This is a genomic window from Gillisella vitis, assembly GCF_021559775.1.
Classification (GTDB): Bacteria; Pseudomonadota; Alphaproteobacteria; order Rhizobiales; family Rhizobiaceae; genus Allorhizobium; species Allorhizobium ampelinum.
Window position 1 is genome coordinate 227,252 of sequence record NZ_CP056047.1, and the last position, 20,689, is coordinate 247,940.

At 55.7% G+C, this 20,689-nt stretch carries 21 protein-coding genes; all 21 read left to right on the top strand.

From position 1 onward, the window contains the following. The first annotated feature begins 142 nt into the window (after positions 1-142). The 21 genes from AVCG78_RS01065 (at position 143) to AVCG78_RS01165 (ending at position 20,564) form a co-directional block, all read left to right on the top strand. Positions 143-1,105 carry a flagellin N-terminal helical domain-containing protein gene (locus AVCG78_RS01065; RefSeq protein ID WP_015914957.1) on the top strand — a complete coding sequence of 321 codons (963 nt, stop codon included), beginning with the start codon at positions 143-145 and terminating at the stop codon, positions 1,103-1,105. 405 nt (positions 1,106-1,510) lie between these two features. Next, positions 1,511-2,473 carry a flagellin N-terminal helical domain-containing protein gene (locus AVCG78_RS01070; protein ID WP_071202982.1) on the top strand — a complete coding sequence of 321 codons (963 nt, stop codon included), beginning with the start codon at positions 1,511-1,513 and terminating at the stop codon, positions 2,471-2,473. Between the two features lie 475 nt (positions 2,474-2,948). After that, positions 2,949-3,599 (top strand): FliH/SctL family protein, encoded by a 651-nt coding sequence (locus AVCG78_RS01075; RefSeq protein ID WP_071202984.1) that lies wholly within the window; start codon positions 2,949-2,951, stop codon positions 3,597-3,599. After that, the gene (locus AVCG78_RS01080) at positions 3,596-4,945 is read left to right on the top strand and encodes a MotB family protein (protein WP_071202989.1); all 1,350 of its coding nucleotides are present in this window, start codon (positions 3,596-3,598) and stop codon (positions 4,943-4,945) included. The genes AVCG78_RS01075 and AVCG78_RS01080 overlap by 4 nt, the downstream gene beginning before the upstream one ends. A gap of 4 nt (positions 4,946-4,949) precedes the next feature. Beyond that, positions 4,950-6,401: a chemotaxis protein MotC gene (gene motC / locus AVCG78_RS01085; protein ID WP_081355422.1), complete on the top strand. Its 1,452-nt coding sequence runs from the start codon at positions 4,950-4,952 to the stop codon at positions 6,399-6,401. Further along, complete coding sequence (fliK, locus tag AVCG78_RS01090) at positions 6,398-8,257, top strand: flagellar hook-length control protein FliK (protein ID WP_071202991.1); 1,860 nt, start codon at positions 6,398-6,400, stop codon at positions 8,255-8,257. Before motC ends, fliK begins: the two co-directional genes overlap by 4 nt. Next, the gene (locus AVCG78_RS01095; protein WP_015914963.1) at positions 8,223-8,771 is read left to right on the top strand and encodes a transglycosylase SLT domain-containing protein; all 549 of its coding nucleotides are present in this window, start codon (positions 8,223-8,225) and stop codon (positions 8,769-8,771) included. The genes fliK and AVCG78_RS01095 overlap by 35 nt, the downstream gene beginning before the upstream one ends. Before the next feature lie 336 nt (positions 8,772-9,107). Beyond that, on the top strand, positions 9,108-9,779 hold the full coding sequence (rem, locus tag AVCG78_RS01100; RefSeq protein ID WP_015914964.1) for a transcriptional activator Rem: 672 nt from the start codon (positions 9,108-9,110) through the stop codon (positions 9,777-9,779). Positions 9,780-9,909: 130 nt separating this feature from the next. Next, entirely contained in the window at positions 9,910-11,166 is a 1,257-nt protein-coding gene (locus AVCG78_RS01105) for a flagellar hook protein FlgE (protein WP_071202993.1), read from the top strand. 24 nt (positions 11,167-11,190) lie between these two features. Next, positions 11,191-12,645 carry a flagellar hook-associated protein FlgK gene (flgK, locus tag AVCG78_RS01110; protein ID WP_071202995.1) on the top strand — a complete coding sequence of 485 codons (1,455 nt, stop codon included), beginning with the start codon at positions 11,191-11,193 and terminating at the stop codon, positions 12,643-12,645. A 3-nt stretch (positions 12,646-12,648) separates the two neighbouring features. Then, a complete protein-coding gene (locus AVCG78_RS01115) occupies positions 12,649-13,716 on the top strand; it encodes a flagellar hook-associated family protein (RefSeq protein ID WP_071202997.1) in 1,068 nt (355 codons plus the stop codon). 34 nt (positions 13,717-13,750) lie between these two features. Further along, positions 13,751-14,098, top strand: coding sequence for a flagellar biosynthesis regulator FlaF (gene flaF / locus AVCG78_RS01120; RefSeq protein WP_060716418.1), 348 nt, complete (start codon positions 13,751-13,753; stop codon positions 14,096-14,098). Further along, on the top strand, positions 14,095-14,544 hold the full coding sequence (gene flbT, locus AVCG78_RS01125; RefSeq protein ID WP_015914969.1) for a flagellar biosynthesis repressor FlbT: 450 nt from the start codon (positions 14,095-14,097) through the stop codon (positions 14,542-14,544). The genes flaF and flbT overlap by 4 nt, the downstream gene beginning before the upstream one ends. After that, complete coding sequence (flgD, locus tag AVCG78_RS01130; protein ID WP_015914970.1) at positions 14,535-14,990, top strand: flagellar hook assembly protein FlgD; 456 nt, start codon at positions 14,535-14,537, stop codon at positions 14,988-14,990. Before flbT ends, flgD begins: the two co-directional genes overlap by 10 nt. Positions 14,991-15,141: 151 nt before the next feature. Further along, positions 15,142-15,408, top strand: a complete 267-nt coding sequence (gene fliQ, locus AVCG78_RS01135; protein ID WP_071202999.1) for a flagellar biosynthesis protein FliQ — start codon at positions 15,142-15,144, stop codon at positions 15,406-15,408. A 137-nt stretch (positions 15,409-15,545) separates the two neighbouring features. Further along, the gene (gene flhA, locus AVCG78_RS01140; protein WP_156531432.1) at positions 15,546-17,636 is read left to right on the top strand and encodes a flagellar biosynthesis protein FlhA; all 2,091 of its coding nucleotides are present in this window, start codon (positions 15,546-15,548) and stop codon (positions 17,634-17,636) included. After that, a complete protein-coding gene (fliR, locus tag AVCG78_RS01145) occupies positions 17,633-18,385 on the top strand; it encodes a flagellar biosynthetic protein FliR (protein WP_015914973.1) in 753 nt (250 codons plus the stop codon). Before flhA ends, fliR begins: the two co-directional genes overlap by 4 nt. Before the next feature lie 63 nt (positions 18,386-18,448). Beyond that, on the top strand, positions 18,449-18,862 hold the full coding sequence (locus tag AVCG78_RS01150) for a hypothetical protein (protein WP_015914974.1): 414 nt from the start codon (positions 18,449-18,451) through the stop codon (positions 18,860-18,862). 32 nt (positions 18,863-18,894) lie between these two features. Continuing rightward, a complete protein-coding gene (locus AVCG78_RS01155; protein ID WP_041697512.1) occupies positions 18,895-19,494 on the top strand; it encodes a rod-binding protein in 600 nt (199 codons plus the stop codon). A gap of 174 nt (positions 19,495-19,668) precedes the next feature. Next, positions 19,669-20,034, top strand: coding sequence for a hypothetical protein (locus AVCG78_RS01160; protein WP_015914976.1), 366 nt, complete (start codon positions 19,669-19,671; stop codon positions 20,032-20,034). Next, a complete protein-coding gene (locus AVCG78_RS01165) occupies positions 20,034-20,564 on the top strand; it encodes a flagellar basal body-associated FliL family protein (RefSeq protein ID WP_015914977.1) in 531 nt (176 codons plus the stop codon). Before AVCG78_RS01160 ends, AVCG78_RS01165 begins: the two co-directional genes overlap by 1 nt. Positions 20,565-20,689 lie beyond the last annotated feature (125 nt).

Here is a 20,689-nt window from a genome sequence, read left to right on the forward strand (position 1 = left end):
AACCATGCTGGTGTTTTCTGTGTTCACGAAAGCACTGGGCCGGACGAGCAGATACAGATCCGGCGGGCATGAAGCCGACCAATGTTACCGGTCTTAATCCGGTCTGTCCCTTTCCAAAACAGTCACCTCAAGGGGCACTTTTATGACGAGCTTGATGACAAATACCGCTGCAATTTCAGCACTTTCGACCCTGCGGTCGATTTCCGACGATATGAATTCGACACAGAACAGGGTTTCGTCCGGCTACAAGGTTGAAAATGCATCCGATAATGCGGCCTATTGGTCGATTGCCACGACGATGCGCTCGGACAACAAAGCGCTCGGTGCCGTTGAGGACGCCATCGGCCTTGGTTCCGCCAAGACGGACACGGCCTATACCGGCATGAAATCGGCGATCGATGTGGTTACCGACATCAAGGCCAAGCTGGTTGCCGCCCGCGAACCGGGCGTGGACAAGGAAAAGATCAACAAGGAGCTGGTTGAGCTGAAGAACCAGCTGAGTTCTGTTGCCAAGTCCGCGTCGTTCAATGGCGAGAACTGGCTGTATGACAACAGCGATTCCACTGGCACGACCCAGGAAATGGTTGGCTCCTTCGTTCGTGGGAATGATGGCAATGTCTCGATCAAGACGATCACCTTCGATACGACTAACTCGATCCTGATCAATGACGAGGCGGGTGACGGCGGTCTTCTGACAAAGGGAACGGTCGCAACCTATGCCTATGGTACAACGACGACGACGGCATCCTATTACCTGATTTCCTCTGTCGCGGGTAATACCAGTAGTGCGAGCGAAGTGACGCTGACCTCGTCCACCACCGACGACGAGATTGATGGCATGGTCTCAGCCGTTGACAAGATGCTGTCCAACATGACGGATGCCGCCTCGACCATCGGTGCGACGACCTCGCGCCTGGAGTTGCAGGATACCTTCATCAAGAACCTGAGCGACACGATCGACACGGGTGTGGGTCGTCTGGTGGATGCGGACATGAACGAGGAATCGACCAAGCTGAAGGCGCTGCAGACGCAGCAGCAACTGGGTATCCAGTCTCTTTCGATTGCCAATTCCAATTCCGAAAGCATTCTGTCGTTGTTCAAATAAGACGAGGGTTCGAAGGCGTTTACGCCTTTCTCCTGAAAATGAAAAAAACAAGCCACAGCAATGGCTTGTAGGGTTCACAAAGCCAGAGACGACTACCGTTGGGAGGCCAGAAATGGTCCTTGCCCGATGTGGTGGACCGACGATGTTTATCAAAGCCGCAGCACCCGCTGCGGCTTTTTTCATGCGTGCTTTTGTTTGGTCTTGAAAAAATTAGGAATTCGTTTACCTCTATTAAAAGTTTGATAACCCCGTTAACCATTTGTTAACTAATTAAGGGTTAATAATCTGTGAACAACGTTGGGTTGGCTACCAGGGCAAGAGCGTAGCCAACGTGCATGAAGCAGACCAGCGTTGCCGGTGTCTTCCATAAATCCGGCATGTCCCTTCACCTTCATGGGGCACTCTATGACCAGCATTATGACCAATACCTCCGCTATGGCGGCTCTGCAGACTCTCCGTGGCATCGACCAGAACATGGAGACGACGCAGAACAGAATCTCGTCCGGCTATAAAGTCGACAGCGCCAAAGACAATGCCGCCTATTGGTCGATTGCGACCACGATGCGCTCCGATAACAAGGCGCTTTCCACGGTTCAGGATGCTCTGGGGCTTGCTGCTTCAAAAGCAGATACCGCTTATACAGGTCTGGACTCCAGTATTGACGTGCTCAGTTCGATCAAGTCCAAATTGGTTGCGGCGCGTGAACCGGGCGTGGACAAGGACAAGATCAACCAGGAAATCAACGAGCTGAAGAACCAGCTCGCTTCCATTGCCGAATCCGCTTCATTCTCCGGCGAAAACTGGTTGTATAACGAATCGACCAATCCTCCCACCACCAAGGAAATGGTTGCCTCCTTCAACCGCGCCAGCGACGGGACCGTATCGGTCACCACATTGAAGTTCAACACGTCCGAATCGACGCTGATCGATACCCAGAATGCTGAAAACGGCATCCTGACACGTACCACGGTCGCGACCTGGGCTTACGGTACGACCACCACGACGGGCACCTATTACCTGCTGGATGCGGAGTCGACGACGCCTGCCACTGGCACCGAAATTACCCTGACCACCGACATGTCCAACGACGATCTCGATGGCATGATTTCAGCCGTCGATAAAATGCTTCAGGATCTGACCGATTCTGCTTCGACCTTGGGTGCGATCAGCAGTCGTATCGATTCCCAGGATACGTTCGTTAAAAACCTCAGCGATACGATCGACAAGGGCGTCGGACGTCTGGTGGATGCGGATATGAACGAGGAGTCAACCAAGATCAAGGCGCTGCAAACGCAGCAGCAACTTGGCATCCAGGCGCTGTCGATTGCCAATACCAATGCCGAAAACATCCTGACGCTCTTCAAGTAGTTTTTCGACAACGGGCCGGAGTTACAATTTTCCCTTTCTGCCGTGCCGCCGGTCATCGGCATCTGGTGGAATCGTTGGACCGCGCAACTGCCCTGGCGCGGTCCAACATATTTTCAGGGGATGCAGCCGATATGACTGCAAAATCCGCCGGGGCATTTTCGTCCTAAACCTGCCCAATCTCGTTAAATTATGCAGGGCGAGTGCCAATCGGCATGCTTGACCGCCTTGAGAAAATCCTCGCGCAAGTTTGGCCGCCTAGCTTCGACATCATGAAACAGGTGTTTGTGTTTGCCGTCATGCGGGAGATCGGGCCGCCTGTGACATCCTGCATGTCCTGAAAGGGTCCTGGAAATGATCCCGGGTATCAGGTTGATGATTTAAGCTTTGGGCCTTACCCGGCCGAAGGTATTGTGCGTCGATAACGCCATAGGCGCGGTCTCGACGATAAGGGCCGTAAGGTCCGGGAGAAAATGACATGACGATGCCGCTCGCTCATTATCTGAAGGATTTTTCTGCACCGCGGCCCGCGCCGATGGCGGCGGAGCCTGTGAGTTTCAACGATGACGCGTTGATGTTTCCGGATATGCCGATGCTTGAGCTTCCTCAGCCAGACCCCGTGGATGTAGAAAAAGAGCGGCAGGACGCTTATGCGGAAGGCCATGACGCAGCCGTCAAGGCGGCGGATGCACGTCACGCCGAAGCGTTCAGCACTCTCGAAAAAGCCCATGCCGAAGCACTTCAGGAACTGACGGAAAAGCATCAGGCCGAGCTGGCGCGGGTGATTGCCGAAGGGCTTCAGCAGATCGCCTCGGACCTGTCGCGCATTGTTGGCAGCCAGACGGTCGAGACATTGGCACCCCTTCTATCGGATCTGCTTGTCGACAAGGCCCTGGAGGATATTTCCGGCCTGTTGAAGGCCGCTGTCCTGGAGGGAGCCGCAGGGCAGATCACCGTGACCGGACCTGCCGCGCTGTTCAAGCAACTTGCCGACCTGATGGAAGGTCAAGACCTGTTGCTTAAACATGTCGAGGCCGATGATCTCGACCTGACGGTCGACGTCGGTGGCGCGGCATTGGTCACCCGGATTTCCGCCTGGACGGCCAGTCTGAAGAAAGTTCTGGCATGAGCGACGCTGAAAATCACCATCACGGTAAGAACGAGATCATCGTTATCAAGCGGCATGGCGGCGGCGATCACGACGGCGCCCATGGCGGCGCCTGGAAGATTGCCTATGCCGACTTCATGACCGCGATGATGGCCTTCTTCCTGGTTATGTGGCTGGTCAACGCCGCCAATGAGAAGACGACCGCTTCAGTTGCGAGCTATTTCAATCCGATCAAGCTGGCCGATGAAAAGCCGACCGAGAAGGGCGTGAAAAAGCCGGTTGATCAGGCTGAAGGCGAGGAAAGCAAGGAACGCTCGAAAATCAAAGCCGAAGAGGAGACGCTCGGCAAGGCGGCGGCAACCGGCGAGGACATGACCTCGACCTCGGGTGATAAGCCTGTCTATTCGGAAGCGGACCTGTTCGAAAATCCCTATTCCGTCTTGGCCGAGATCGCCCAGGAAGTTGGCCAGCAGGCCAATGTCAGCGCCAAGGGTGAAGGCGGTGCCAGCGAATCCGGCCCCTCCACCGGCGCGTCGGGCGGCGAGGCTTACCGCGACCCGTTCGATCCGGATTTCTGGAGCCAGCAGATGCAGACGGCGCAGGGCAAGCCCGGCAAAGCAAAGCCTGACGAGCAGCAAACCGTGGCCGAGGCGGCGGCGGCAAAGCCCGATCCATTCGCGCAAAAACCGGTCGATCAGCAGGCTTCTGCGGCGGCGGCCGCAGCCGCAGCCGCAGCCGCAACGGATGTAGTGCAGGGCACTCCCCCATCGAAGTCTCAGCCTGAGGCAAAGCCGCAGGTCGAAATCGACGGTCAGCAGGTAGCCATCGCCGTTCCCAAGGCGCGACCTGATCCCAAGCAGGTTGCCCGTGAAGAGCAGAATGCATCGGCTGATAGCGATCAGACACAGCAGGCGGACCAGCTTAAGCAGCAGATCGCCTCTGAAATTGGCGGTGTCGCGGGTAAATTGGCCGAGGGGTTGATTGTGCAGCCGGCTGAAGGTGGATTGCTGATAACACTGACCGACCAATCCCAGGCTCCGATGTTCGATGTCGGCTCCGCGGTGCCTCGCAAGGAAATGGTTTTGGCGATGGAAAAGATCGGCAAGTTGCTGGCGGACCGCCAGGGTGCCGTGGTCATCAGGGGCCATACCGACGCACGTCAATATAAAGGCCCTGATAACGACAACTGGGGCCTGTCGATGTCACGCGCCCATTCGGCCTATTACATGCTGGTGCGCGGCGGGCTCGCACAAAACCGTATTACCCAGGTGTCCGGCTTTGCCGATCGCCGGCTGTTGAAGCCGGAGGACCCGCTGGCCGCTGCAAACCGACGGATCGAGATCCTTGTTCAGGGAGACCAGAAGTAAGGTGATGACCGCGCGCAGATCCCTGGGTGCCAGATCTGGATTTTCCAGCTTCGCCTTCTATGGCGTGCTGCTGACCCTGGCTGTCGGCGGCCCTGTTGCCTGTGCGGATCAGGCATATGCGGCAGGACCAACTCCCCCTGCAAGCAACGGGTCGGCTCCGGTTCCTGCTGCTGGCGCAACGGGGCCTGTTGGCAGCGCTGCCGCAGGCGGCGACAGTGATAACCTACCGCCTTATCTGATGTTGCGCTCTCTGCAATTTGTGCAGGACTCGGTTGTTCGCGGGGACCATTCAGCAGCCGATATGCAACGTTTTCTTCTGACCCGGATCGATAAGCGGCTGCGGACGGCTGCGCCTTCGGATTTCGAAGACCCCCGCAATGTCGATGCGGCGCTGATTTACACGATGAGCGGGGGGAATCCGGCGACGCTGGACTATCTCGTTGCCCGCGACGTTGATGGTCATTTCGATAACCGCGTCAGCGATATGTTGAGAAAATACTTGAGTGGTAAAGGCGTGCTGGTGGCAAGCTCGCTTGGCGAGATGGTACCTCTCTATCAGAACGGTCGGGTCGGGCCTTATATCGCGTTGGTGGCCGGGAATGTCACCCTGGTGAAAGATCCGGCTGCGGCCCTTAAATTCTTCGATATCGCCCGCCTTGTTGCGCCCGGCACCATCGTCGAGGAAGCGGCCCTGCGGCGGTCCTTCCAGATCGCCATGGATACCGGCCAGAATGGTCGGGCCATGGCCTATGCCAATCGCTATGCCCGCCGCTTTCTCTATTCGCCCTATGCCAGCCAATTTGCCGATCTGCTGGTGCAATTGGTTGTCGATCATTTCTCGGAGCTGGATAAGAACGATATTCTGGCGACATTGGCGACCATGGATCCGGATCGTCAGCGCGAAGTCTATCTGCGCATCGCGCGCCGCGCGACGATCAACGGCAATCAGGCTTTGGCCACTCTTGCCTCCAGCCAGGCGCAAAGCCTGGCGGGCCTGCCAGATAAAAACGACCCTCAGGCGCTGCTTTATGGCGGCGCGGCGTTGATTTCGACCACCGACGTCAAAAACGCGCTCAACACGATCTCGCAATTGCCAAAAGATCAACTGTCGGCTTCCGACAAGGCCTTGCTGGAAGCTGCCCGGGCCGTCGCGCAGGAGATTATTACCCTGCCTACCGCGCCGCAAAGCCCATCGGCTTCGCCAAGCACACCACCGCCGTCTGGAGACAATACTGCCCCAGAGAGTGTGGCCAATGTGTCCGATCAGCAGGACCCCGGCGTTCCAGCCAAGGCGACTGCAATGCCCGATGCTGGCATTGGCACGGCGCCGGTTACTCCGGCCTCGGCAGATGCAAAGCAGAAGCCAGATCCGGAATTCCAGACATTCATGAGCGGTGGCCGATCTAAACTTGAAGAAATAGATAAAATGTTGAAGGGGGAGGGCGTAACGAAATGATCGATGCCACTATCACAGCAGGTTCTGCCGCTTCGCCAGCCTATAGCAGCAGCCGTTCCGACCAAGGCAAGGGCGCGGGCAAGGGGTTTCTGGACGCTCTGGCCGATACGGCTGACCGTAGCCAAGCGCAGGAGCAAAAAGCAGACGATGACGATGCTCCTGTCGGTCAGGACCAGACAAACACCCGTTCGACTGCGTCTTCGTCGCCATCGGCCAAATCAACCACGTCCACAGCGACATCTGCTACAGCATATCAGGAGCGTTCGGCTCAGACGGAGCAATCGCAGCTTGGTAATGTGGCTGATGATGAAGCCACTGGCACCAGCGATGACGGCAAAGCACCGTCGCAAACCGTCGGCAATGCGCCGATAGCTGCTGGCGATTCCAAGGCGGCTGCTTTGATTGCCAAGGCTTTGGCGAGCCAGACCAAGACACAAGCTCAAACCCAAGCTGAGGGCCAGACACAAGGGCAAACAGACACCGCATCTTCCTCCGGGGAGAAGACGGATGAGAGCCGGATGCTCGCAAAGCTTGTTGCGGCCCTGACCCAGCAGGATGATGCCACGACTGAGGCTGCTACTGCTGGCGCAAATGCGGAGGAAGCGATCGCTGCCGAAACTGACGGCGCTGGAGATGATACCGGCAAGATCGCCATCAAGGGCCGGCAGGAAAACAGTGCGCCTTTGCTCGCAGCCCTGGCAGCCCTCAAGTCGACAGCGACCGATGAGGAAGCCGCTACGGCGGCGGCTCAGTCAGACATGCCGGGGGTTACGAAAACCCAGACCAAGGACAGTTCCAAGACGGCAAAGCCTGCCGCAGAGGATACAAAAGACACTGCTGCAGAGCCAAAGGCAGCGACGGGCGCCCAGGATGCCTTGACATTATTGGGCGATTTGAGCGCCGGACAATTGCAGCACGCTGCCCGTCAAGCAGGCAGCCAGACAGCCGCCGGGTCGGCCACCAGTAACGGCGATACGGCATTGACTGCCGTCGCCGGCCAGGTTGCGTCGCAGGATGACAAGACGGGTAAGATCGGCCAGGGTACCGCAGCGGTTGATTTTGCCAAGCAGGCCAAGTCCGTCCAGTCGGGGCAGCAGGATGCCGTTTCACCGGCGAGCAAGGAAACGGTCAAAGATAGCAGTGTTGCGGATGCCCTGCATATGGTCACCAGCAGCGATGCCTCGGCGGCGTCGCCTGCCGATGATACCGCAAGCCAGCCAGCAACGACAGGTATCGATCCGTTGCAGAATGTCAGCGTGCTCGACAGCCGACGCATTATTGCCCCGGTCAACACCAGCAATGGCGCCAATATTGCCGCATCCATGGCTGGTGACAGTTCCTGGGCGCAGGCGATGCACAGTCATGCTTCCGATAAGCTCAGCGCCAGCGAACAGATCAGCACCGATCGAACGATGAACACGCTCAAACTGAAGATGACGCCGGAAAATCTTGGAGATGTCACGGCGACATTGAAGCTGACGAATGGCGAATTGACGGTCAGCCTGGTTGTTGAAAACAGCGCGGCTTATCGAAAGCTGAACGAAGACCAGAACGGTCTTGTGGCGGCGCTGAAAAGCCACGGCTTCTCCGTGGACAACGTTCAGATCAGCATAGCCAGCACTGAAAAGCCCAGTAATGACGCCAACCAGACCAATTCCCAGAGCCAGAGCAGCAATCAGCAGAGCATGCAGCAGGGCGGTGGCAGTTCCAGCCAGGGCGGCAACCGCTCACAAGCGCAGCCGATTTTTGATGTTTATGGACAGACATCCGGAGGTCCAGTCGATGATGCGGCACGTTCTGCGACGGTGGGCACCGGCGGCAATGCTTCTGGCGGTAGCGGTCAGCTTTACCTGTAACGAGGGCTACGCTTCGGCTTCAGCGGGATTATGCGAGCGCGAAATTAGCAACGCTGCGGCCAAATACGGGATCCCTGAAGGGATCCTCTATTCGGTCGGCCTGACGGAAACCGGACGCAAAGGGTCACTTCAGCCTTACGCTCTCAATGTGGAGGGCAAGGCGCTGTTCCCCGATTCCATGACAGATGCCATGCAAACCTTCGCGCTCGCCAAGCAACAGGGCGCGAAATTGATCGATATTGGTTGCATGCAGATCAACCACTATTTCCATCACGAGAACTTCCACTCGCTCGAAGAGATGTTCGACCCGAAACGGAACGTCGAATACGCCGCAAAATTCCTGGTCGCGTTGCATGGAAGACACGAAACCTGGACAATGGCAGTGGCGCGCTATCATGCAGGTCCTAACAACGATCCAGCGCAAAAACGCTATGTTTGCAGGGTCATCGCCAATCTCGTTGCAACCGGATACGGCAACTGGACCGCGAATGCGCGGCAATTTTGTCAGCAATAACAACCTGGCACGCCGGAAATGATGGCTTCTCTGTCAGAGATCACAATGCCGTTCTGTCAGCAAAAACAATCTTTGGTTGATTGCCTGCCCCGATCTTGCCCACATTAGTATCGAATAATTTTTTCATGTGCTCACGGCTTTGCAAGCGTTTTGTTAACCTTTTTCACAGAAAAATAGTATGTGGTTAACGGCAGTGACACAAGATGTAGGTCAAATCACCCCTAAAATCTTAATCAACTATTAATAACTATCATTAACTTTCTACAGTTGTCGTTTTAGCCCCCGATTCGTACCCATTGTCGTGTTGAAACACCACACTGATTCGGAGGCGGACGAATGATCGTAGTGGTTGATGAGCGCGAGCTCGTTAAGAATGGATACACGTCTTTATTTGGACGTGAAGGAATACCTTCGACCGGGTTTGACCCGATCGAATTTGGTGAATGGGTTGCCTCGGCAGCCGATAGCGATGTTGCAGCCGTGGAAGCGTTTCTGCTTGGTCAGGGAGATCGCACAGGCGATCTGCCACGGGCCATCAGGGATCGTACGACGGCTCCGGTGATTGCGGTCAGTGACCAGCCATCGTTGGAAGCAACACTTGCCCTGTTTGACAGTGGCGTGGATGACGTGGTGCGCAAGCCGGTCCACCCTCGGGAAATCCTGGCGAGAGCTGCGGCAATTCGGCGGCGCCTGAAGGCTGTGGCCAACTATACCGAAATCGGCGCGATCCGCGTTTATTCGGATGGCCGCGATCCCGAGATCGGTGGAGAGATTTTCCCCTTGCCGCGCCGCGAGCGCCGCATTCTGGAATATCTAGTCGCCAATCGCGGCCGGCGGGTGTCGAAGTCTCAGATCTTCAATGCGATCTACGGCATCTTCGATGAGGAAGTCGAAGAGAACGTGGTCGAAAGCCATATCAGCAAGCTGCGCAAGAAACTGCGCAAGAAGCTTGGTGTCGACCCGGTCGATTCCAAGCGGTTCCTTGGATATTGTATTGATTGGAAATAACAATCTGGCGGCCACGCCGCCAGATTCTCAGGGCCTTGCAGCCAAATGTGCTCTTAAGCGTTTTTTCAAACAGCTTCACGCAAGGCCCACTTCATAATCTTCTCACACGACGATCGAATGGGGACGTGGTATGAGCCTTTCAGGCAGCATGAATACAGCCGTATCCGGTTTGCAGGCCCAGGCCAGCAAACTGAGCACGGTCGGCGACAACGTCGCAAACTCGGATACGACAGGCTACAAGCGGGTATCAACCGCATTTTCCAGCCTCGTGGTCGGATCTTCCGGCAGCGGCACCTATAATTCCGGTGGCGTACAGACGACGACGGTCAACAGCATTTCCGAGGAAGGCTCTTATCAGTCGACCACATCGGACACAGATCTGGCGATCAAGGGCGATGGTTATTTCGTGGTTCAGGATGCAGCGGGCAGCGTCTTCCTGACACGGGCAGGTGATTTCCAAGCCGATGACAGTGGGTATATGGTCAATTCGGCCGGCTATACCCTGCTGGGCTATTCCTACGAAAATGGCGAACCGGCCTCTGTTATCAATGGTTTCGAAGGTCTCGAACCCGTCAAGATCCAGGACAGCAGCATTTCGGCCAATGCCACGACCAATGCATTGATCGACGGTAACCTGAAATCCGGTTCTGATATCGTGGCCGGTGATCTGCCCGATAGCAACAGCGCCAGCGCGACATGGACCTTCAAGAGCTCCATGGTTGCCTATGACAGCCTTGGTAATGCCAACCAGTATGACATCTACTATACCAAGACCGCCGACAACGAATGGCAGGCGGATATCTTCCGCACTAGCGAGGCAACCGACGAGACCAATTTCCCTTACACCAACGGTGTCCTCGGCAGCACGACCCTGACCTTCGATTCCGATGGCAAGGTCACCAGCGGCGGGACATTTACCTTTACCGACAGCACGACCAATGCGCCTCAGACGATCGAGGTGGATATGTCGGATATGACCCAGTTGAATGACGCCAATTCTTCGACAGGCGACGTCGACGGCAACGGCGCCAGCGCGGCATCCTCCGTCACGGTCAACAGCAGCGGTAATATCGTTGCTACCTATCAGGATGGCTCGACCGCCAATCTTTACAAGGTGGCACTGGCAACGGTTGCCAGCCCCGACAATATGAAATCGGTTAACGGCACGGCCTATCAGGTCACGGCGGATGCAGGCACGGTCGTGGTTGGTTTTGCCAATACTGGCAGCTTCGGCAGTATCAATTCTAAGACGCTTGAAACCTCCAATGTCGATCTCGCGACTGAACTGACCAACATGATCCAGTCCCAACGCAGTTATAGCGCCAATTCCAAGGTGTTCCAGACTGCGGCGGATATGCTGGATACGCTGATCAGTCTGAAGCGGTAATCCTATTCTTTTAAAGGCAGTGTCATGTCTCTTTCGTCAACGATGAATACGGCAACAACTTCTCTCGGCAATTCCAGCACCCAGTCGCAGGTTCTGTCGAAGAATATTGCCAACTCCCAGACGGAAGGTTACGTCAAGCGTGACGCTGCCACTATTTCGACCAGCACCGGAGGAGCGCAGGTCGTTACGACCCGCTCCGAAGATGCTGTCTTACAAAAGCAGATGCTTTCAGGCCAGTCCCAGGCGGAAGGGCAGGATACGCTCAATACCGGCCTGGACCAGTTGAAGGCACTTCTCGGCGGCAACGACTACGAGTCGTCACCGTCGACCTATATCAACAAGCTTCGGGATGCGATGCAATCCTATGCCGCGCAGCCCAGCGAATTGTCCCTGGCGGAAACGGCGGTCAGCGCAGCCCAGGATGTAGCCACCTCGATTAACAATACTGCCGAGGGCATCAGTAACGTCCGGGCCCAGGCCGACGACGCCATCAAGGACGACGTCAGCAAGCTCAACGATCTTCTGTCGCAGTTTGAGACCGTCAATCAGTCCGTCGTCAAGGCGACAGCCACAGGGAACGATCCAAACGACGCCCTCGATCAGCGCGACAAACTCGTCTCGGATATTTCGAAGATTGTCGGTGTTTCGTCGGTCAAGCGCGATAACAACGACATGGCGCTCTACACCAATGATGGCACCGTGCTGTTCGATAAGCAGCCGAGAACGGTGACATTCGACTCCACCGGTGCTTATGGTGCTTCGACCGAGGGCAACTCGGTCTATATTGATGGCGTTCCCGTCAAGGCTGGTACGGGGGGGAACACCACGGCGGAAGGGTCGATCGCCGCCAATCTGCAGATCCGCGATTCGATTGCGCCGCAGATGCAGCAGCAGTTGGACGAGACCTCACGGTCGCTAATCAAGATGTTTTCGGAAACGGAGCCATCGACTAAAGACAATGACATGCCGGGCCTCTTCACGTGGGAAGAGGGAACGACGCCGGAAGATGGAACGCTTGTTTCCGGTATTTCGGAATCATTCAAGGTCAACAGTGCTTACGTGACCGCGGATGATGGCGATCCGACCCTTTTGCGCGACGGTGGCGCCAATGGCTCGAATTATACCTGGAATACAACGGAAGGTGTCAGCTATTCGGAACTGCTCGACGACTTTGTCACAGGTTTCGAAGATAAAATGGACTTCGATTCATCGGCAGGCCTCGGGGATACCTCCAATGTCCTTGACTATGCCTCGAACTCCGTCGGCTGGCTCGAAAGCTATCGTTCGACGGCGGATTCAGCCAATGAAACCAAATCCGCCTTGTCGCAACGGGCCACGGAAGCCTATCAGAACAAGACCGGCGTCAATCTCGATGAAGAATTGTCGAAGATGCTTGATATCGAGCAATCCTACAAGGCTTCGACCAAGCTGATGAACGCTGTCGATGAGATGCTGAAATCCCTCTTGGAGATCGCATAAGCCATGAAGACATCGAGCATATCCAGTCTTACCATCCAGAACGCCATGCGTCTCACGATCAGTGATGCGCAAAAGCAGATGTCGGATGCTCAGACAGAAGTGACGACCGGCAAATACGCAGATGTCGGAACAGAGCTTGGCGCCAAGACCTCTTCGGCCGTGGATCTCAATCGGGATTCTCTGCGCTTGCAGTCACTGATGGACACCAATTCCATCGTCTCGACCCGTCTTGATGCATCTCAGACGGCGTTGGATACGATTGCATCGGCAGCAACGACAATGCAGTCGACGCTGGTTGGTCTTGGTACCAGCACTGACAGTACGACGCTGGACTCAGCGCAAAAGACCATGAAAAGCGCGATGGACAGTTTCATTGACGCCGCAAATACCTCTGCGAACGGTGAGTATCTGTTTTCTGGCATCAATACCGACGTGAAGCCGATTACCGATTACTATTATATCGATGACGACGGCAATGAAACGGACGCCAAGCAGAATTTCGACAATCTGTTTTCCGGATATTTCGGCATGTCGCCTGATGATGATGGCGTCAGTGGCATCAGCGCCGACCAGATGGACGATTTCATGGAGAACGTCCTGGAGCCATCCTTTGACGGGGCGGACTGGACGGACAATTGGTCGGCGGCCACCGATGAAACAATGTCGAGCCGGATCAGCAAAAACGAAGTTATTCAGAGCTCATCCACCGCCAACTCCGATGGCTTCCGCTATATGGGCCTTGTTTCGGTGATCGGCAGCGAAATGCTGAATGGCAATTACTCGACCGAAACCCGCAATGCGATGGTCTCCAAGGCGATCGAATATTCCGGTCTTGCCGTTTCCGGTATCAATGACGAGCGCACACAATTGGGCCTATCCCAAGAACGTGTCACCAATGCAAACGATTCCTTAACGTCCCAGAAGGACATTATTGAAAACCAATTAAGCAATTTGACCGGTGTGGATGCCTATGAAGCATCGACCCGTTTGAACAACCTGCAATCTTTGGTCGAGACGTCATACACCTTGACCGCACGCTTGCAGAAGCTCAGCCTTGTGGATTACCTTTGATGATCAAGGGTGGGGTGGAGTAGAGGAAATCTAGATGTACCAGTTTTCCTACAATGAGATTATGGAGGATGGGGTTGCCGACGCTAAGGAGCGTGAGCGCCAGGTTCTCGACAGATCGATAGACTTGCTGAGCCAAGCCAGGACTGCCGGAAAATACGGTCGTGAAGGCATCGAGGCTCTGTACTATACGCGCCGCGTCTGGATCCGCTTCATTGAGGATCTCAAGCAGCCGGACAACCAGCTTGGCACGGAACTTCGAGCCAATCTCATTTCAATTGCCCTTTGGATATTGAAGGAATGTGACCGCATCAGAAAGCGGGAATCCGACAATTACCAAGGCATAATCGATGTAACCACCATCATCAGGGATGGACTTAAATGAAGAGCACCTTGCGAATCTCGCTGAAATCCGGGGAACGAATCTTTATCAATGGTGCCGTTTTGCGCGTCGATCGGAAGGTTGCCCTGGAATTCTTGAACGATGTGACATTTCTGCTGGAAAACCACGTGCTCCAGCCGGAAGACGCCAATACCCCGCTACGCCAGCTCTATTTTATCGCCCAGATGATCCTCATCAATCCGGAAGGCAAGGAACAGACGCTGACCATGTTCCGCAAGTCGATCGTGATGTTGCTGTCCTGCTTCCAGGATGACGAGATCCTGGCTGAATTGAAGCGGATCGACGCTCAGGTCGTATCGGGGCGCGCCTTCGATGCATTGAAGGCCATTCGCGGTCTTTATCCGCTTGAAGATCGGATCCTGAACAACCAGGAAATGGCACCGGCAACGATCGAACAGATCCGCAAGGAGATTGCGCCATGGCGGTAGACGCGACGACTTCAGCGACATCAACGAGTTCCTCGTCCTCTTCGAGTTCGGCGACTTATACCAATCCGTTCGCCAACGCATCGGCCAACTCGGATGCGGCAGACGCATCCATGGACTATAACAGCTTCCTTCAGCTTCTGATCGCGCAGTTGCAGAATCAGGACCCGACGGATCCGATGTCTGCCACGGAGCAGGTGTCTCAGCTTGCAACCTATTCGCAGGTCGAGCAATCCATTAAGACCAATACCTTGCTGCGCAGCATGTTGCAGGCGGAAGCCTTGACACGGGCTGGCGATATCGTCGGCAAGACGGTGACAAGCTCGGACGGCGAAACGACGGGTGTTGTCTCCAACGTCAAGGTCGCCGACGACGCCGTGACACTCACCACCAGCAGCGGTGGCACAGTAGAGTTGCAGACCGGCGTCAACTTCTCGAGCGGCTCCTGATCGGTCATTTCCATTCCGCCGTAACCGGTCGAGATGGAAAATGCAAAAGGCTTTAACGACTGTGAAATTCCTCAAATCGATTGGGATTTGAGGAATTTTGCTTTATCAATTGAGTCGTGTCAGGTGGCATGATGCCGCTGGAGGAATGCCGATGAATGAAGCAGATGCCCTCGATATCATGCGCGCCGCTGTATGGACCGTGCTGATTGCCTCGGGGCCAGCCGTTATGGCCGCGATGATCGTCGGCGTCGTGGTCGCCTTGATCCAGGCATTGACCCAGATCCAGGAAATGACCCTGACATTCGTCCCAAAAATTGTTGCGATCATGGTGACGATCGGTATTTCCGCTCCCTTTGTCGGGTCTCAAATTTCGATTTTTGCCAATCTGGTGTTTTCCCGGGTGCAGTCAGGGTTTTAAATCACTGTGCAACCGTTCGTCGTGAGACATTCGCCTTGAGATAAGGGCATCCTCGCGCAAGCTTTGTCCGCTAGTCCTGTCGCCATAACGGCGGATTCTCGTTCCGCCAGCCTTCTCATGAAGAGATGGAACAGGACATGGCGCAAGCACCGACGACCTCACTTCCGACAATTGCCAATAATCGCGGCCGAGAAATCGGCTTTGCCATGGGCATTGTCGCTATTCTCTGCATTCTCTTTCTGCCGATCCCACCCTTCCTGATCGATATGGGGCTGGCGTTTTCCATTGCCCTTTCCGTTCTGATCCTGATGGTATCGCTCTGGATACAACGGCCGCTGGATTTCTCCTCTTTCCCGACCATTCTGCTGATTTCGACCATGGTGCGCCTGTCGCTGAATATCGCGACGACACGGGTTATCCTGTCGCATGGTCACCAGGGTCACGATGCGGCCGGCAGTGTCATTGCCGGCTTTGCCAACCTGGTCATGTCCGGCGATTTCGTGATCGGTCTGATCGTGTTTGCGATCCTTGTCACCGTCAACTTCATCGTCATCACCAAGGGTGCCACCCGTATCGCGGAAGTGGGCGCCCGCTTCACGCTGGATGCCATTCCCGGCAAGCAGATGGCGATCGATGCCGATCTCTCGGCGGGGATTATCGAGGAAAGCGAAGCTCAACGCCGGCGCAAGGAACTGGAGCAGGAAAGCTCCTTCTTCGGCGCCATGGACGGTGCCTCGAAATTCGTGCGCGGCGATGCGGTCGCTGGTCTGATCATCACCGCCATCAATATCGTCGGTGGCATTATCATCGGTTACTTCCGCCATGGCATGCCGATCAGCGAAGCCGCCGATGTGTTCGTCAAGCTCTCGGTGGGCGATGGCCTGGTCTCGCAGATCCCCGCTCTGATCGTCTCGCTCGCCGCCGGCCTGCTCGTCACCCGTGGCGGCAATGCCGGGTCCACGGACGAAGCGGTCATCAACCAGCTGAGCGGCTATCCGCGTGCGTTGTCGGTCGCTTCTGGCCTGATGTTCCTTCTGGCGATCATTCCGGGCCTGCCCTTGCTGCCCTTCGTGACCCTCGGCGGTATCATGGCGTTCGGCAGCTGGTACATTCCCCGCCAGGTGGAAGCCGTGAACCTTGCCAAGCGCCAGGTCGAGGAAAAGAAGGTTATTCAGAACAAGGAAGCCGAAAAGGATTCGGTCAAGAGCGTGCTGAAAACCTCCGAGATCGAGCTGGCGCTCGGCAAGCTGGTTTCGACCCGCCTGCTTGGCTCGCATCAGGAACTGGCTTTCCGCGTCGGCAAGATGCGCAAGAAATTCGCCAGCCAATACGGTTTTGTCGTGCCTGAAATCAAGGTGACGGACGATATCGCCATCCCGGACAAGTCCTATCATATTCGGGTCCATGGCACGACCATCGCCTCGAACCTGTTGCGGGTTGGCGAAGTGCTTGTTGTCACCGGCAATGGCCGCAAGCCGCGCATTCCCGGTGACGAAATTCGCGAACCCGCCTTTGGCATGCCAGCCGTCTCGATCATGGAAGCCTTTACCGAAGACTTGAAGCGCGAAGGCTTTCATCCGATCGACAATGTCTCTGTCGTGCTAACCCATTTGAGCGAGGTTATCCGCAACAATCTGCCTCAGCTCTTGTCCTATAAGGACGTGAAAATCCTGATCGATCGGCTCGATCCTGAATATAAGAAGCTGGCAGACGAAATCTGCTCCTCGCATATGTCCTATTCAGGCTTGCAAGCCGTGTTGAAACTGTTGTTGGCCGAACGGGTGTCGATCCGTAACCTGCATCTGATCCTCGAGGCCGTGGCCGAACTGGCGCCGCATGTGCGCAAGACCGAGCAGATCGTTGAACATGTGCGTGTGCGCATGGCTCAGCAATTGTGCGGCGATCTGACCGACAATGGCGTGCTGCGGGTTCTGCGATTGGGCAGCAAATGGGATCTGGTCTTCCATCAGGCCCTGAAGCGCGACAACAAGGGTGAGGTTGTCGAATTCGATATCGACCCGCGTTCGCTGGAAGAGTTCAGCGAGCAGGCAAGTCGGGTTATCCGTGAATTCATGGACCGCGGCCTGCCTTTCGTGCTTGTCACGTCGCCGGAAACGCGGTCTTATGTGCGCATGATTATTGAACGCTTGTTTGCAACCCTGCCGGTGCTGTCACATGTCGAATTGGCCAAAGGCATCGAAATCAAGATCCTGGGATCGATTTCATGATCACTGATCCGCAAGGATCGGTACTGGCGCTGTTTCTGGTGTTTTGCCGTATCGGTTCCTGTTTCATGACCATGCCGGGCTTTGCGTCCTCGCGCATTCCCACCCAGATCCGCCTGTTGCTCGCGGTCGCGGTCTCCATGGCCTGCACGCCGCTTGTCTGGGACACCGTGTATCCCAAGGTGAGCAGCGGCGGTTCGATTTTTGTCGCGTTGATCTTTACGGAAACGCTGATCGGCGCCGTCTTTGGGCTGATTACCCGATTTTTCACGCTTGGCCTGCAATTTGCCGGTGCTATCTTGACGATGATGATCGGTTTCAACAGCACGGCCACGGCGGATGTTCTGGAAGACGGTGCCGAAAACCAGATGACCAACATGATCAGCTTTTGCGGGCTGATGATGCTGTTCATGATGGATTTTCACCATGTCGTCTTCCGGGCGCTGATAGACAGCTATACCGTCATGCCGATGGGCGGCGTGCCCGATACGCAGAAGATGCTGATAACGCTGACGGATACCGCCTCGCGGACCTATATGCTGATGCTGCGGCTTTCCAGCCCCTTCATCATCTATGGCCTGATGTTCAATCTCGGCGTCGGCCTGGTCAACAAGCTGGCACCGCAGATCCCGGTCTACTACATCTCCACCCCCTATCTTATCACCGGGGGAATGCTGCTGGTTTATTGGTCGATCGGGGTGATGATGCGTCAGTTCGCCGATGCTTTCATACCGATCTTCCTGGGGCATTGACATGAGGGGCAACTGACATGACAGAGCCAGGGATGAGTGCGATGCTCTCGATGAGGCCGTGTCATGGGACCCGATAAGAAATCCAAGAAATTGAAGCGGCTGGTGGCCGTGCAGCGGCATTTGGAAAAGATCGCCGAATACGATCTCGTCGAGACCGCGCGCCAGCGCCAGGAAATTGCCGCTGGCCTCGAACGGGTGATCGAGGCGCTGGGGTCGATGGACCCGGTGCATAGGCTGTTTGCCCAATCCTATGCGGATCGCTTCGATCGGCTTTCCGGCGATGACCGGCGCATGGCCGATGTGCAGCGGGTGCAGGAAAACAAGGTTTTGCGCCAGCGCACCAAGGCGGAACGGCTGCAAGAAAAGATGCTCGAGGCGCGCGGACACGAGGATCGCGAGGCCGAGGACGAAACGCTTCAGGATCTGATCGACCTGACATTTGCCACACCAGCCTCCAGCAAGCTTCACGAGAGATAGTGGTTCCAGTTGATTTTCAGGGAACGAACACCGTGGCTATTTCTCCTCCAAGCGATCTTGTTATGGATGTTGTGCGGGCGGCCGAACCGTCTGCCATGGCAGAGGCCCAGCAAAGGCTGCAATCGGCACGCGCCAGTGTCCAGGCTGCCAGCCTGAACGAAAAAAGCGCCGGTTTCGAAGTGGCGATGAACACTTTGAACGACGGGGCTTCCACCAAGGCGGGGCTGGCCAATCGCGCCACCAATACGATCAAGGCGAGCGATATTCCCAAGCCTTACCGGCAATATGAAGGTATCGTGTTGCAGAATTTCATTTCCAACATGCTGCCCAAGGATAGTGAAGCTGTTTTTGGCAAGGGCAATGCTGGTGAAATCTGGAAAAGCATGATGGCCGAGCAGATCGGCAATACCATTTCCGAGCGTGGTGGTGTTGGCATTGCCAAGCAGATGTATGCCGATGAAATGGCAAAACTGCGCAACAAGGGCGCCCAGAACGCCACGACAGACCCCGCTCAGCAGAACATGGCGCAGATGCGGCTTGACGAGATCGAGCGCAAGTCACTCGGACTTTCGGGTTCCGAAGAGGCAACTGACACGGTAAAGGCGCCCTTCTCCGGCGCAGCCACAGTCTGATCTTATCGCCGTGAGGCACGCAGTTTGTAGCAGTGCACGATTATCCCACATCCCTTGTGGTGCCTGCCTACCGACTGGGCTCAACATAAAAATATGCGCAGATTAAAAAGTGACATCAGCCCCAGCGCCACAGCGCAGGCGCTTGGCGGTCGGAATTCAAGGAACAGATTTTTCATGGAACATGTGTCCAACGACTACCGGATCAAGACCGTTCTCGGTCGTCTCGAAATGATTGTCGACAACGAAAATCATCGAATCGGCAATGATCCGCAGTTTGATTTCAAGGTCTCGAACGCCCACAAAAGTCGCTGCCTTTACGAACTGACAATGTTGTTTCGCGATACCGATCCCAAGGAAATTGCCATCAATTATGTCGAGCAGATGCATGGGCTGAAGAAAAAGCTGGCCTTGAACGCAAGACGGGTCGAGGCGCATCTGGATGCCGTGCGCGCGGTGGCCGATATTCTGCGCAGCGCCGTTCAGGACGCCGATAATGATGGTACCTATTCCCAGGAACAGTTTCTCTACAGAGAAAATTAATGGTCAAGATTGTCATTGCCGGCGTATGGGCCTGCATCGTCGCTCTCGTCGCCGTCTACTTTTCCATCCAGGTGGCCACCGCGCCACCACCGGTCGAAGAGGCCAAGGCGCCGCCGACTGAAGTGGTGCGCGGAGAAGCCATCACTGTGCCATTTCTCGAGAACGGTAAGGTGAAAGGCTATTTCATTGGCCGGTTCTCCTTCATGGTCGACAAGGAAAAAGCTGGCGCCATGCAAATGCCGATGACGGCGCTGATGACGGACCAATTGTTTACCCTGCTGGTTGGCAACTCGATGGTTGATCTGTCGAAATCGACCAAGCTCGATGTCGACGGTTTCAAGCAGGCCATCAAGACCGGCATCAACAAACGCCTCGGCAGCGATGTCATCAATGACGTGCTGATCGAGCAGCTGGACTTCCTCGGCAAGGACGATATCCGCGAAGGTGGCGGCGGCAAGCCGAAGCTGCTGCCAGCGGTCAAGATCGTTGAAGGAGAGAAGGCCCCGGAAGGTGCGGCGCCTGCGCATTGATGCGAACGGCCATTGAAGAGGCGGTTGGTACTCCGGTTTCGAATATTTCAAGCGTTTGATGCATTTGAAATATGCGAAATCCTTTGAAGGGCGAGGATGCGGTTCACATCTTTGCGCCTTCTTAT

Coding starts and splice junctions, on each gene's coding strand:
- AVCG78_RS01065 (WP_015914957.1), top strand. CDS start 143: ATGACGAGCTTGATGACAAATACCGCTGCAATTTCAGCACTTTCGACC.
- AVCG78_RS01070 (WP_071202982.1), top strand. CDS start 1,511: ATGACCAGCATTATGACCAATACCTCCGCTATGGCGGCTCTGCAGACT.
- AVCG78_RS01075 (WP_071202984.1), top strand. CDS start 2,949: ATGACGATGCCGCTCGCTCATTATCTGAAGGATTTTTCTGCACCGCGG.
- AVCG78_RS01080 (WP_071202989.1), top strand. CDS start 3,596: ATGAGCGACGCTGAAAATCACCATCACGGTAAGAACGAGATCATCGTT.
- motC (WP_081355422.1), top strand. CDS start 4,950: ATGACCGCGCGCAGATCCCTGGGTGCCAGATCTGGATTTTCCAGCTTC.
- fliK (WP_071202991.1), top strand. CDS start 6,398: ATGATCGATGCCACTATCACAGCAGGTTCTGCCGCTTCGCCAGCCTAT.
- AVCG78_RS01095 (WP_015914963.1), top strand. CDS start 8,223: ATGCTTCTGGCGGTAGCGGTCAGCTTTACCTGTAACGAGGGCTACGCT.
- rem (WP_015914964.1), top strand. CDS start 9,108: ATGATCGTAGTGGTTGATGAGCGCGAGCTCGTTAAGAATGGATACACG.
- AVCG78_RS01105 (WP_071202993.1), top strand. CDS start 9,910: ATGAGCCTTTCAGGCAGCATGAATACAGCCGTATCCGGTTTGCAGGCC.
- flgK (WP_071202995.1), top strand. CDS start 11,191: ATGTCTCTTTCGTCAACGATGAATACGGCAACAACTTCTCTCGGCAAT.
- AVCG78_RS01115 (WP_071202997.1), top strand. CDS start 12,649: ATGAAGACATCGAGCATATCCAGTCTTACCATCCAGAACGCCATGCGT.
- flaF (WP_060716418.1), top strand. CDS start 13,751: ATGTACCAGTTTTCCTACAATGAGATTATGGAGGATGGGGTTGCCGAC.
- flbT (WP_015914969.1), top strand. CDS start 14,095: ATGAAGAGCACCTTGCGAATCTCGCTGAAATCCGGGGAACGAATCTTT.
- flgD (WP_015914970.1), top strand. CDS start 14,535: ATGGCGGTAGACGCGACGACTTCAGCGACATCAACGAGTTCCTCGTCC.
- fliQ (WP_071202999.1), top strand. CDS start 15,142: ATGAATGAAGCAGATGCCCTCGATATCATGCGCGCCGCTGTATGGACC.
- flhA (WP_156531432.1), top strand. CDS start 15,546: ATGGCGCAAGCACCGACGACCTCACTTCCGACAATTGCCAATAATCGC.
- fliR (WP_015914973.1), top strand. CDS start 17,633: ATGATCACTGATCCGCAAGGATCGGTACTGGCGCTGTTTCTGGTGTTT.
- AVCG78_RS01150 (WP_015914974.1), top strand. CDS start 18,449: ATGGGACCCGATAAGAAATCCAAGAAATTGAAGCGGCTGGTGGCCGTG.
- AVCG78_RS01160 (WP_015914976.1), top strand. CDS start 19,669: ATGGAACATGTGTCCAACGACTACCGGATCAAGACCGTTCTCGGTCGT.
- AVCG78_RS01165 (WP_015914977.1), top strand. CDS start 20,034: ATGGTCAAGATTGTCATTGCCGGCGTATGGGCCTGCATCGTCGCTCTC.